Source organism: Microbacterium meiriae (assembly GCF_032364335.1).
Classification (GTDB): domain Bacteria; phylum Actinomycetota; class Actinomycetes; order Actinomycetales; family Microbacteriaceae; genus Microbacterium; species Microbacterium meiriae.
In genome coordinates, this window is the sequence record NZ_CP133984.1 from 1,628,298 (window position 1) to 1,640,956 (window position 12,659).

At 70.1% G+C, this 12,659-nt stretch carries 12 protein-coding genes; 7 read left to right on the forward strand and 5 right to left on the reverse strand.

The features are described 5' to 3' along the window. Window positions 1–60: 60 nt before the first annotated feature. Window positions 61–1,149, reverse strand: a complete 1,089-nt coding sequence (locus RI211_RS07750; RefSeq protein ID WP_315636949.1) for a DUF4349 domain-containing protein — start codon at window positions 1,147–1,149, stop codon at window positions 61–63. Further along, complete coding sequence (locus tag RI211_RS07755) at window positions 1,146–1,703, reverse strand: RNA polymerase sigma factor (protein WP_315636948.1); 558 nt, start codon at window positions 1,701–1,703, stop codon at window positions 1,146–1,148. The genes RI211_RS07750 and RI211_RS07755 overlap by 4 nt, the downstream gene beginning before the upstream one ends. A 266-nt stretch (window positions 1,704–1,969) precedes the next feature. Here RI211_RS07755 and RI211_RS07760 point away from each other — a divergent pair, with 266 nt between their 5' ends. Continuing rightward, window positions 1,970–2,977, forward strand: a complete 1,008-nt coding sequence (locus tag RI211_RS07760; protein ID WP_187663952.1) for a TerC/Alx family metal homeostasis membrane protein — start codon at window positions 1,970–1,972, stop codon at window positions 2,975–2,977. Between the two features lie 16 nt (window positions 2,978–2,993). Here the strand turns inward: RI211_RS07760 and RI211_RS07765 are convergent, their stop codons facing one another. Both RI211_RS07765 and RI211_RS07770 read right to left on the reverse strand, forming a co-directional pair. Next, complete coding sequence (locus RI211_RS07765; RefSeq protein WP_315636947.1) at window positions 2,994–4,307, reverse strand: LLM class flavin-dependent oxidoreductase; 1,314 nt, start codon at window positions 4,305–4,307, stop codon at window positions 2,994–2,996. Next, on the reverse strand, window positions 4,304–5,599 hold the full coding sequence (locus RI211_RS07770) for an O-acetylhomoserine aminocarboxypropyltransferase/cysteine synthase family protein (protein ID WP_315636946.1): 1,296 nt from the start codon (window positions 5,597–5,599) through the stop codon (window positions 4,304–4,306). Before RI211_RS07770 ends, RI211_RS07765 begins: the two co-directional genes overlap by 4 nt. Before the next feature lie 187 nt (window positions 5,600–5,786). Between RI211_RS07770 and leuC the strand changes: the two genes are divergently transcribed. The 6 genes from leuC (at window position 5,787) to RI211_RS07800 (ending at window position 12,147) form a co-directional block, all read left to right on the forward strand. Further along, window positions 5,787–7,223, forward strand: a complete 1,437-nt coding sequence (gene leuC / locus RI211_RS07775; RefSeq protein WP_315636945.1) for a 3-isopropylmalate dehydratase large subunit — start codon at window positions 5,787–5,789, stop codon at window positions 7,221–7,223. 2 nt (window positions 7,224–7,225) lie between these two features. Continuing rightward, on the forward strand, window positions 7,226–7,846 hold the full coding sequence (leuD, locus tag RI211_RS07780) for a 3-isopropylmalate dehydratase small subunit (RefSeq protein ID WP_315636944.1): 621 nt from the start codon (window positions 7,226–7,228) through the stop codon (window positions 7,844–7,846). Between the two features lie 61 nt (window positions 7,847–7,907). Continuing rightward, complete coding sequence (gene murA, locus RI211_RS07785) at window positions 7,908–9,275, forward strand: UDP-N-acetylglucosamine 1-carboxyvinyltransferase (RefSeq protein ID WP_315636943.1); 1,368 nt, start codon at window positions 7,908–7,910, stop codon at window positions 9,273–9,275. A 5-nt stretch (window positions 9,276–9,280) separates the two neighbouring features. Then, window positions 9,281–10,036 carry a lysophospholipid acyltransferase family protein gene (locus RI211_RS07790; RefSeq protein ID WP_315636942.1) on the forward strand — a complete coding sequence of 252 codons (756 nt, stop codon included), beginning with the start codon at window positions 9,281–9,283 and terminating at the stop codon, window positions 10,034–10,036. Then, window positions 10,026–11,165: an NAD(P)H-dependent glycerol-3-phosphate dehydrogenase gene (locus RI211_RS07795; protein ID WP_315636941.1), complete on the forward strand. Its 1,140-nt coding sequence runs from the start codon at window positions 10,026–10,028 to the stop codon at window positions 11,163–11,165. The genes RI211_RS07790 and RI211_RS07795 overlap by 11 nt, the downstream gene beginning before the upstream one ends. After that, window positions 11,065–12,147: a D-alanine--D-alanine ligase family protein gene (locus RI211_RS07800; RefSeq protein ID WP_315636940.1), complete on the forward strand. Its 1,083-nt coding sequence runs from the start codon at window positions 11,065–11,067 to the stop codon at window positions 12,145–12,147. The genes RI211_RS07795 and RI211_RS07800 overlap by 101 nt, the downstream gene beginning before the upstream one ends. Before the next feature lie 22 nt (window positions 12,148–12,169). On the opposite strand, the gene RI211_RS07805 is transcribed toward RI211_RS07800, so the two are convergent. Further along, complete coding sequence (locus tag RI211_RS07805; protein WP_187663961.1) at window positions 12,170–12,652, reverse strand: DUF3515 family protein; 483 nt, start codon at window positions 12,650–12,652, stop codon at window positions 12,170–12,172. Window positions 12,653–12,659: the final 7 nt, after the last annotated feature.

Sequence of the window (12,659 nt, forward strand, 5' to 3'; positions counted from 1 at the left end):
CGAAGGCTAAGCAGCGGTGCGGAGACGCACAAGACGTCTTGTATACCCCGGAACTGCGGGCTATTCCTCCGTGCGGGGCGAAGCGGACGCCGCTTCCCGGTGCCGGCGGCTGCGGCGGACGAGCCAGACGACCAGCACGACGACAGCGACCACCGCGAGCCAGGGGAGGAGGAAGCCGAACGCGATCACCAGGGCGTTGAGCGAGACCACGAGCCCGTTCCACCCGGCCAGCAGACCGTCGCCGAAGCCGGCAGGGTCTGCCGACGCCGCGGTGCCGCTGCGGGACAGGTCCACAGTGAGCGACGACAGGGCCACCTGGTCCTCCAGCGCGGCGAGCTGCTGTTCGTACGACTCGAGCTGCGCCTGGCGATCGGTGAGCGCGACTTCGGCCTCGATGAGATCGGCGACAGTGCCCGACTGCCCCATGAGCTCCGTGAGCCGCTGCACCGACGCACGGGTCGACTCCACGCGGGCGCGGAGGTCGATCGCCGTGGCGGTGACGTCCTGCTTCGTGACGGAGGACGACAGCACCTCACCGGTGTCGCCGAGGGCGGCGATCACCGTGGTCAAATCGTCGGCGGGGATGCGGACCGTGATCCAGCCGTACCCGGAATCCGCGGGAGCCGCTTCGGCGGGGGCATCCGACGAGACCGCTCGGCCGACCTCGGTGCTCTCGACGTAGCCGCCGTGCTCGACGGCGAGATCGCCGATGGCGGATGCGGCGTCGGCGACGTCCCGCACCTGCACCGACGCCTGGGCGGTGGCGACGATGTCACGGGCGTCCTCGGCAGACGCCGCGGCGTCCGATCCGACGGTGCCGGGAAGGGTCGCCCCTTCGACGGCGCGGTCCGGCACGGCCGAGCCCGCCTCGTCGGTCGACCAGCCCGCGGTGCCGTCCGCTGTGGATACGGACGAGCCGCCGCCTCCGACGGCGCCGAGGATCGGCGGGGTCACCAGGACCCCGACGACGAAGGCCGCCGCGATCCCTCCGGCGGTGAGCCATCGGCGTCGACGGTTCCGGGCGCGTTCGGTTCGCGGAGACAGCGGGCGCCGCTCGCTGCGGATCTCGCTGAAGACGGCCTCCTCGATCCGGGCGACGGTCGCGTCCGACAGCGGCGGGAGGCTCTCCTGCGGGGTCTGGTCGTTCATGCGTCCCTCACTTCCTTGACGGCGCCGCGCAGCTGGGTGCGCACGCGCGAGAGACGGTTCCGGACGACGGCGTGCGTCACGCCGAGCTCGTCGGCGGCGGCCTGGTAGGCGTAGCCCTCGGAGGCGCAGAGCCGGAATATCTCCCGGTCGAGCGCGCTCAGGGTGCCCACCTCCGCGGCGATCCGGGCGGCGAGCGTCGCCGTGATCACCTGGTCCTCGACGCTGACGACGTCGGGGAGCTGGTCGTCGGCCGCGTCCGTCGTGTGCGCCTGGTCGCGACGCCGCTGGCGCAGTCGGTTCGCCGCCTGGAAGCGGCAGATCGTCGCGAGCCAGGGGAGGATCGACTCTCCCTGCAGCTCCAGGCCAGGAAGCTTGCGCCAGGCGACCACGAAGGTCTCCTGCGCCACGTCCTCCGCGTCGGCGGCGGCGCCCAGGATACCGTGGGCGATCCAGTACACGGGGCGCACGTGGGCACGGTACAGCGCGCGGAAGGCGCTCTGATCGCCGGCCGCCGCCTGGGCGGCCCATCGCTGGTCACTCGTCTGCGCGGGCATCCTTGTTCCGTTCGGTGTCTCTCCCTCGAGAGTGTCGGCGGATGACCCATCGTCTCAGCACGGCCTCAGATCCGCAGCGGGTGGGGACTTCCTCGTCCGCGCGGCTCCCACCTCCGGTAGCATGGCCCGGGCGAGAGGGAGTATCCCGAATCCGCGCGTAACGTCATCACGAGCATCGACACCGCTGCTCCGGGCGCGCGCCGCACATCTGCGGGGGAGAGACTTTCGACTCATTCCCGACCCCTCGCGAAAGGTGCACAGCGCCCGTGGACATCCCCGTCTGGTTCGAGATCACGTCGATGGTCGTCCTCACGATCATCCTGATCGGCGACCTGCTCCTCATCCGGCTGCGCCCGCACATCCCCTCCACCAAGGAGTCGACGCTGTGGGTCGTGTTCTACGTGGGCCTCGCGCTGCTCTTCGCGGTGCTGCTGGGCAATGTAGGCGGATGGCAGAACGCCGGGGACTTCATCACCGGGTGGGCGCTGGAGTACAGCCTCTCCGTCGACAACCTGTTCGTCTTCGTGCTGATCATGGCGCAGTTCGCGGTGCCGCGACGTCTGCAGCAGCAGGTGCTGATGGTCGGGATCATCATCGCGCTGGTCCTGCGCGGGCTCTTCATCCTCGTGGGCGTGACGATCATCGAGAACTTCTCGCCGATCTTCTACCTGTTCGGCGCCTTCCTCGTCTACACCGCCATCCGGCAGGCGATGCCGGAGGGCGAGCACGAGGACGACGTCAAGCGCGAGAACTTCATCGTCCGGCTGCTCCGCCGTCGGATCGACATCAGCGAGACCTACGACGGCTCGAAGATCCGCACGACCGTCGACGGGACGCGCATGTGGACGCCCATGATCATCGTGTTCATCACGATCGGCGTCACGGACCTCATCTTCGCGATCGACTCGATCCCCGCGATCTTCGAGATCACGACCAACGGCTTCCTCGTCTTCGCCGCGAACATCTTCGCCCTCATGGGGCTGCGCCAGCTCTACTTCCTCCTCGGCGACCTCCTGGACCGTCTCCGCTACCTGCACTACGGCATCGCCGTCATCCTCGGGTTCATCGGGATCAAGCTGATCCTGCACGCGCTGCACGTCAACGAGCTCCCGTTCATCAACGGCGGCGAGCACGTGGAGTGGGTGCCCGACATCGACAACATGGTGTCGCTCGGTGTGATCCTCGTGTCGATGACGGTCGCGACGATCGCGAGCCTGATCGCGTCGTCCAGGGAGAAGCGCGCGGAGAAGCGCGTCGCTCACGTCGGAGACTGAGTCCGCGCGGAGCGGGTCAGAACGCCTGCAGGTTGGCCTGCAGGCCGCCGTCCGCGTACTCGCGCCGGAGCAGCCCGCGGCGGCGGAGGATCGGCACCAGCTCGTCGAGCGTGCGGTGCAGGGTCACGGGGTGGAAGTCGCCCCAGAGCAGCACGCCGTCGTTGCCCCACTCGCCGAGCTCCTCGACGAGATCGGCGAACTCCTCTGCGGTGCCCACGAATCCGCTGCGGTCGTGCAGCCGGCCGGTCCGGGCGAGTGCGGTGAGATGCGCGCGGAGCGGGGCATCCTCTCCGCGGTCGCCGATCAGTCGCTGGATGCTCCCGCGGGAGACGTGCGCTCCGAAGATCGACGTGTCGAGGGGACGGTCCAGATCGAGAGCCGTGAGATCGGTCTCCAGATCACTCGACTGCTTCCGGGCGATCTGCGCGAGTGCGGCGTCGTCCGGGTGTGCGGAGGCGGCCACGATCCGGTCGGCCTCCTCGGCGGACGCCGTGATCACGGGCTGGATCGCGAAGAGGATCTTGACGTCCTCGGCACGGCGTCCCCGGGCGATCGCGGCGTCGTGCACGCGCTGCCGATACTCCCGTACCGCCTTCTCGTGCAGCGGTGCGAGCGCGAGCTGGACGTCCGAGTTGGCACCCGCGAACGCCAGGCCGCGCCCCGAGCCGCCGGGGGAGACGATGGTCGGCCCCCCGTCCGTGAAGGGCAGGGCGTTCAAGGGGCCGTCGAAGTCGTAGTGCGCCCCGCGGTGCTGCACCGGGCGCATGCGGGTGCCGTCCGCATAGACGCCGGAGCCGGGATCGGCGACCAGGGCGCCCTCGTCCCAGCTCCGCCAGAGCGCGCGGATGCCGGCGAGCCATTCCTCGGCGCGGTCGTACGCCTCGTCGTGGCCGAGCTGCGGGGCCGCGGAGAAGTGACGGGCGCTGCCGGTGTCGGTGACCACGTTGAGGCCGAGCCGGTGCCCGCTCAGATGCTGCAGCGTCGCGAACTGGCGCGCCGACGTGTACGGCAGCGAGGCCGCCGGATTCACGGTCGGCACCACTCCGAGATGACGGGTCGCCTGGAAGAGGTACGGGGCGAGCAGCAGGGGATCGTGCTTCGGGCCGCCGAACGCGTGACGCACGCGCAGATCGATCGTCTCCGCCGAGCCGAGGGAGGGGCTGTCCTCGACGATCACGAGGTCGAATCCGGCCTGCTCGAGGGTGCGCGCGGCCTCCTGGTAGATCTCCGGTCGCGTCCAGTCGTAGTCCCAGTCCAGGGACGGATAGCCCCACCCCTGAGGGCCGAAGCCCCGGGCGAGGAACCACCCGAAGTGCTGCAAGCGGCTCATGCCACCGTCTCCCGGACGCTCTCGAGCACCCGCGCCAGATCGCCGATCAGGTCGTCCACGTCCTCGATGCCGATCGACAGTCGGAGGGTGCCGGGGCCCACACCGAGGATCCGGCGCTCCTCGTCGGTGCGCTGCGCATGGCTGGTGGTGCCCGGGTGCAGCACGAGCGACCGCACGTCGCCGATGTGGGTCATGTGCGTGAAGACGGACACCTCCTCCACGAAGCGACGGGCCGCGGGGAGACCCCCGCGCAACGTGAAGGTGAAGATCGAACCGAAGCCGCCGTCGAGGTAACGCACCGCGGTCTCGTGGTGCGGGTGCGTGGGCAGGCCGACGTAGTCCACGCTCTCCACGGCGTCATGCGCGGCGAGCCAGCGTGCGACGGCGAGGGCGTTCTGCGACTGCCGCTCCACGCGCAGGCCGAGCGTCTCGGTGCCCTGGCCGATCAGGAACGCGTTGAGGGGCGAGGGCGAGGCACCGAACCGCGGAGCCACCGACTCTCTGGCGTACCCGATGCGCGCGCGGCCGCCGTGCCGGGCGAAGACGCTGGGGGCGCCGCCCCGTCCCGGCAGCACGAGGTGCGGGGCGTTGTGACCGGCGCGGTCGGCATCGAATCGGCCGTCATCGATCACCACGCCGCCGAGAACCGCGCCCTGACCCGCGAGGAACTTCGACGCCGAGTGCACCACGATGGCCGCGCCGTGCTCCAGCGGCCGGAGGAGAGCCGGGGTGGCCAGGGTGTTGTCGACGATCAGCGGAACGGCGATCTCGTCGGCCACCGCGCTCACCGCCGCGACGTCGAGGATGTCGTTCCGCGCGTTCGCGAGCGATTCCGCGAACAGCGCCCTGGTCGTCGGGCGCACGGCGTCGCGCCAGGCATCCGGGTCCGCGATGTCGTCCACGAACGTCGTCTCGATGCCGAGTCTGGCGAGGTTGTCCAGGAACAGCCCGCGGGTGCCCTCGTAGATGTGGGTCGAGGACACGATGTGATCGCCCGCCCCCACGACCGAGAGCAGGGCGGTCGTCACCGCGGCCTGTCCGCTGGCCACGAGCACGGCGTCGGCACCGGACTCCAGACTCGCGAGCTGCCGCTCCACCGCGTGCACCGTGGGGTTCCCGGTGCGCGTGTACCCGAATCCGGTGCCGGTGCCGAAGTGGTCGGCGGCGTGATCGAAGTCGTCGAACTCGAAACCGGCCGTCAGGTAGATCGGCGTCACGCGGGAGGCGGCAGCGGCCCGGCCTCTCGCGGCGTGGACGGCGCGGGTGGCGAAGCGGGCGGTGTCGACGGTCATGCGGGGCCTCTCGGTCGGTCGGGTGAGCAACAGAGTGTCACGGCGTGTCTCGGCGTGTCCGAGCGGTGGTAACCTGACGTCATGCGGACCGTGCTCCTTCTTAGCGGCCGCGGCGAGACCTCGATCTGAGCCCCTCCTCGTCGCGGAGTCCATCGTGGGCCGAACCGCCATCCACAGGAGACACGCCATGACCACCACCGCCGGTGCGGATTACGCACGCCCCAGGACGCTCGCCGAGAAGGTCTGGGACGACCACCTCGTCGTCAAGGGCGAGGACGGCCAGCCCGACCTCATCTACATCGACCTGCATCTCGTGCACGAGGTCACCAGCCCGCAGGCCTTCGACGGCCTCCGCAGCGAGGGGCGGCCGCTCCGCCGGCTCGACCTGACGATCGCCACGGAGGACCACAACACGCCGACGTGGGAGATCGACAAGCCCATCGCCGATCTCACCAGCCGCACGCAGATCGAGACGCTGCGCCGCAACGCCGCCGAGTTCGGCGTGCGCCTGCACTCGCTGGGGGACGCGGAGCAGGGCATCGTGCACGTCGTCGGCCCGCAGCTCGGCCTCACCATGCCCGGGATCACCGTGGTCTGCGGCGACTCGCACACCTCGACACACGGCGCGTTCGGCGCGATGGCGTTCGGCATCGGCACCAGCGAGGTCGAGCACGTCATGGCGACCCAGACCCTGCCGTTGAAGCCGTTCAAGACGATGGCGATCACCGTCGAGGGCACGCTGCGTCCCGGCGTCACCGCGAAGGACATCATCCTCGCCGTGATCGCCAAGATCGGGACCGGCGGCGGTCAGGGCTACGTGCTCGAGTACCGCGGCAGCGCGATCCGCGCGCTCTCCATGGAGGGCCGCATGACGATCTGCAACATGTCGATCGAGGCGGGGGCCCGCGCGGGCATGGTGGCTCCGGACGAGACGACCTTCGCCTACCTCGAGGGGCGTCCGCACGCGCCGAAGGGGCAGGACTGGGACGACGCGGTCGCCTACTGGCGCACCCTGCCGACCGATGAAGGTGCCACCTTCGACGCCGAGGTCTTCATCGACGCCGACGAGCTGGAGCCGTTCGTGACGTGGGGAACGAACCCCGGGCAGGGCAGCTCGCTCTCCGCCGCGGTGCCGAACCCCGCGGAGATCGCCGACCCCAACGAGCGGGCAGCCGCCGAGCGTGCGCTGGAGTACATGGACCTGACGCCGGGTACGCCCCTCAAGGAGGTCCCGGTCGACGCGGTGTTCATGGGCTCGTGCACGAACAGCCGCATCGAGGACCTCCGCGCCTTCGCCTCCATCATCCAGGGCAAGAAGAAGGCCGACGGTGTGCGGGTGATGGTCGTTCCCGGCTCAGCCCGCGTGCGACTGGAGGCCGAGGCCGAGGGCCTGGACCGGGTCATCAAGGACTTCGGGGCGGAGTGGCGCTTCGCGGGGTGCTCGATGTGCCTGGGCATGAACCCCGATCAGCTCGCCCCGGGGGAGCGCTGCGCGTCCACCTCGAACCGCAACTTCGAAGGACGCCAGGGCAAGGGGGGCCGCACGCACCTCGTGTCCCCGCTCGTCGCGGCGGCGACCGCCATCCGCGGCACCCTGTCCAGCCCGAGCGACCTGGAGGCCTGACCATGGAGAAGTTCATCACCCACACGGGCATCGCCGCGCCGCTGAAGCGGTCGAACGTCGACACCGACCAGATCATCCCTGCGGTGTTCCTCAAGCGCGTAACCAAGACCGGCTTCGAGGACGCGCTGTTCCACGGCTGGCGGCAGGACCCCGGGTTCGTGCTCAACCAGGCGCCGTACCAGGGGGCGTCCGTCCTCGTCGCCGGACCCGATTTCGGTACGGGTTCCAGCCGTGAGCACGCCGTGTGGGCGCTCCGCGACTTCGGCTTCAAGGTCGTGCTGAGCCCCCGCTTCGCCGACATCTTCCGCGGGAACGCGGGCAAGCAGGGACTCCTCGCCGCGACCATCGCGGAGGCGGATCTGGAGCGGTTCTGGGCCGTCATGGACGCCGATCCCGGCGCGCGGATGACGGTCGACCTCGAGGCGCGCACCGCCTCCATCGGCGACCCGACCGGGGGCGCGGAGGCCGGCTTCCAGGCCGACATCGGGATCGACGATTACACTAGATGGCGGCTCCTCGAAGGGCTCGATGACATCGGGCTCACGCTGCGCAACGAAGACAAGATCGCGCAGTTCGAGGCCCGTCGCGAGTCGTGGCGGCCGCGGACCCTTCCCGTCCAGTGAGACGGAGGGGGCGGGGGAGCCAGGGGTAACCCCGCCCCCGATGAATGAAGTGAGGCCCCGAATGACGACACCCGTGCGCGACGCTCTCTCCGACGACGTCCCCGCGCTGACCGGAGACGTCCTCGCCATCCGCGGAGGCCGTCCGCTGCGCGGACGCGTCGACGTCAAGGGCGCGAAGAACCTCGCCACCAAGGCGATGGTCGCGTCTCTGCTCGGGGAGACCACGAGCGTCCTGCGCGACGTGCCGGCCATCAGCGACGTCGCCGTGGTGCGCTCGCTGCTCGAGGTGCACGGCGTCCGCGTGTCGGAGGGTGACGAGCCCGGCTCCCTGGTGTTCGACCCCAGCGACGTCGAGTCGGCCCACTTCGAGGAGATCGACGCGCATGCGGGCGCCTCCCGGATCCCGATCCTGTTCTGCGGTCCGCTCCTGCACCGCCTGGGCCAGGCGTTCATCCCCGACCTCGGCGGCTGCCGCATCGGCGACCGGCCGATCGACTTCCACCTGGACGCGCTGCGGAAGTTCGGCGCGATCGTCGAGAAGCTCCCCAGCGGCATCCGCCTCTCGACCGGCGGGGCCCGTCTGCACGGTGCCAACATCCACCTCCCGTACCCGAGCGTCGGCGCCACGGAGCAGGTGCTCCTCACCGCTGTACGGGCGGAGGGCATCACCGAGCTGCGCAACGCGGCGATCGAGCCCGAGATCATGGACCTCATCGCCGTCCTGCAGAAGATGGGCGCGATCATCTCCTACGAGCCCAACCGCGTCATCCTCATCGAGGGCGTCGAGAAGCTCCGCGGCTACGACCACCGGTCGATCTTCGATCGCAACGAGGCGGCCTCGTGGGCTTCGGCCGCTCTGGCCACCGACGGCGAGATCTTCGTCGGCGGCGCGAAGCAGCAGGAGATGCTCACCTTCCTCAACGTCTTCCGGAAGGCGGGCGGCTGGTTCGACATCCAGGAGGACGGCATCCTCTTCCGTCGCGACGGCGACATCAAGCCGGTCGTGATCGAGACCGACGTGCACCCCGGCTTCATGACCGACTGGCAGCAGCCGCTCGTGGTCGCGCTCACCCAGGCGCACGGCCGCTCCGTCGTGCACGAGACCGTGTACGAGAACCGCATGGGCTTCACCGAGGCGCTCGTCAAGATGGGCGCCGACATCGTCGTGCACCCGCGCGGACTGCAGGACGGCCCGCGGCGCGTGCCGCGTCGTGACCTGGAGCAGGCCGCCGTCATCACGGGCCCGACGCCGCTCCACGGCTCCGACATCGTCGTCCCCGATCTGCGCGGCGGCTACAGCCACGTGATCGCGGCGCTGACGGCCACGGGCGAGTCGAAGGTGTCGGGGGTCGACATCCTGAGCCGCGGATACGAGAAGTTCCTCGCCAAGCTCGACGCGCTCGGCGCCGACTTCGACGTCATCCGGTGAGCCCGATGGCGTCCCGGTCTCCGGAGAAGACGCGTCCGAGCGTCTTCTGGCCGCTCGCGGCGATCGTCGTCCCGGTGGTGTCGCTGATCGCGAAGATCCGGATCGTCGGTGCGGAGAAGCTGCCGCGCGAGGGCTCATTCGTCCTCGCGCCGAACCACTACTCGGAGTTCGATCCGCTGATCGTCGCCATGGCGGTCTGGCGGATCGGGCGCGCGCCGAGGTTCATGGCCAAGGAGAGCCTCTTCCGGGTGCCCGTCCTCGGGTGGTTCCTGCGCAAGACGGGGATGATCCCGGTCGCGCGCACGTCCTCGGCGTCCTCCGCGAAGCAGACGATGACCCAGTCGGCGGCTCTCGTGGAGCACGGTCGCGGTGTCATCGTGTACCCGGAGGGCACGCTCACCCGAGACCCCGACATGTGGCCGATGCGCGGCAAGTCGGGAGCGGTGCGGCTCGCCCTCGCCGACGGCATCCCGCTCATCCCCATGGCACAGTGGGGCACGCAGGCGATCATGGGCCGCTACCAGAAGGGGCTCAGCCTCTGGCCACTCCGCAAGCCCGTCACCGTGATCATCGGCGACCCCGTCGACGTGTCCGACCTCCGCGGTCGCGCCGGCGAGCCGGCGGCGCTGACGGAGGCCACCAACCGCCTCATGAACGCGATCACCGCGCTGCTGGAGCAGGTGCGCGGCGAGAAGGCCCCCGCGGAGCGCTGGAATCCGGCGAGCCACGGCCAGAAGGAGACCGGACGCCTTGACCCCTAAGAGAACCGCGCCGGCCGGACCCCGCGTCGCCGTGATCGGCGCCGGCAGCTGGGGCACCACGTTCGGCAAGATCCTCGCCGACGGCGGCGCCCACGTGACGATGTGGGCGCGCCGTGCGGAGCTGGCGCACGAGATCCATGAGGCGAAGCGCAACTCGCGCTACCTGCCCGGCATCAACCTGCCCCGCACGATGGCGGCCACGCATGAGCTGGCCATCGCCCTCGAGGGCGTCGACCAGGTCTACCTGTCCGTGCCGAGTCAGTCGCTGCGGGAGAACCTCAAGGCGCTGCGCCCGCTGATCGCTTCGGGCGACGCGAAGATCGTCAGCCTCATGAAGGGCGTCGAGCGTGGCACCGGACTGCGCATGAGCCAGGTGATCCAGCAGGAGCTGCAGTGCGATCCCGACCGGGTCGCCGTCGCCTCCGGTCCCAACCTCGCGCTGGAGATCGCGCGGGAGCAGCCGACCGCGGCCGTGATCTCGTCGCGCAGCCAGGAGACGGCGGACGTCGTGGCCCGCGCCGCACGCAACTCCTACTTCCGCACGTTCGTGAACACCGACGTCATCGGCACGGAGTTCGGCGGGGTGCTCAAGAACCTCATCGCCGTCGCCATCGGGATCGTCGACGGCGTGGGCTACGGCGAGAACACGAAGGCCTCGATCATCACCCGCGGCCTCGTCGAGATGACCGACTTCGCGGTGGCGAACGGTGCCCAGCCGGAGACCCTGCAGGGACTGGCGGGCCTCGGCGACCTCATCGCGACGTGTCAGTCGCCGCTGAGCCGCAACAACACCGCCGGGCGGCTGCTCGGACAGGGATACAGCTTCCAGGATGTGGTGAAGCAGATGCAGCAGACCGCGGAGGGTCTGGCCTCGGTCGCCCCCGTGCTGCAGCTCGCCCGCGAAGCCGATGTGCACATGCCGATCGTGGAGCAGGTGAAGATGGTGCTCGACGGCAAGATGGATCCCCGGGACATCGCCCCGCATCTGACGACGGACGACGACACCCCGCAGGGGGAGAGGACCAACCATGGACAAGCAGACGGTGGTGGTGCTCTTCGGAGGGCGCTCCAGCGAGCATTCGATCAGTTCCGCAACGGCGGGGGGAGTGCTGGGCGCGATCGATCGTGACCGGTATGCCGTGATCCCGGTGGGGATCACCCGCGAGGGCGCCTTCGTCCTGGAGGACGACGACCCGGCGAAGTTCCCGCTGGACGCCGCGCACCTGCCCGAGGTCGTGGACAACGGCACCCGGGTGCTCTGGCCGGAGCCCGGCGGCGACCGCACTCTGCGCGTCGTGCACCCCGGCGGCGCGACCGAGGGGCTGGGCGAGATCGACGTGGTCCTGCCGATCCTGCACGGACCCCACGGCGAGGACGGCACCATCCAGGGCTACTTCGACACGCTCGAGGTCCCCTATGCCGGCGGCGGCGTGCTCGACTCGGCGCTGTGCATGGACAAGCACTTCATGAAGATCGTGCTGCGGGCCGCCGGCATCTCGGTGGCACCGGGCGTGACCGTGCGCCGCCGCGAGTGGGACGTCGACCCTGCGGTCGTGCGCCGCCGTGCCGTCGAGCTCGGCCTGCCCGTCTTCGTCAAGCCGGCGCGCGCCGGATCGAGCGTCGGCGTCTCGAAGGTCACGGCTCCGGAGGAGCTCGATGCCGCCCTCGCCATCGCCTTCGCCGAGGACGACAAGGTCCTCATCGAGGCCGGGATCACCGGGAGGGAGATCGAGGTCGCGGTCCTGGAGACCGCCGACGGCGTCCGCGCCTCCCTTCCGGGGGAGATCGTGCTGACCGACCGCGGCTTCTACGACTTCGAGGGCAAGTACCTCGGTGGCGACGGCGTCGATGTGGTGTGCCCCGCGGAGCTGAGCGAGGCGGAGGTGGCGGCTGTCCAGGAAGCCGGCGTGCGTGCCTTCCAGGCGGTGGACGGTCGTGGCCTCGCCCGCGTCGACATGTTCCTCACCGCGGACGGCGAGCTCGTCGTCAACGAGCTCAACACCATGCCCGGATTCACGCCCATCTCGATGTTCCCGAAGTGCTGGGTCGCGTCAGGGCTGAGCTACGGCGATCTCATCACCGAACTGGTCGAGGCGGGTCTGCGCCGCTGACATCGGCATTCCCTGCGGGCGCTCAGCTCGCGGGGAACTCCACCCGGTCCGTGCACTGCGCGGTGGCCGGTGCGAGTCCGGACTGGATGTTCGACGAGAGGCTGTCGACGATCGACTGGAAGTCGACCTGCTCGCCGCGGCGGATGATGACCTCGATGGCCGGCTCCCGCCCGTAGGTGACGAGGCGCTGGCGCTCGTCTTCCTGCTCCAGGACCAACCAGTCGACGCCACCGAGGGTGGTGCAGACGAGATCGGACGGGGCGGGGGGCTCCACGCCGCAACGCAGGACGACCGTGGGATCGCCCCACGCGCCTGTCGCCTGCGCGTCGGTCCACACCCGCTCGTAGCCGCCGACGGTGTCCGGCAGGAGCACGGAGACGTTCGCGCAGGCCGGGTCGTTCGCGTCCTCCGCGGGCTCGAGGTGCACGGTGGTGGAGCATCCGGCGAGTCCGGCGGCGAGGGCGATCGACCCCGCGACGGCAGCGAGGCGGCGGGAACGAAGCATGCATCCA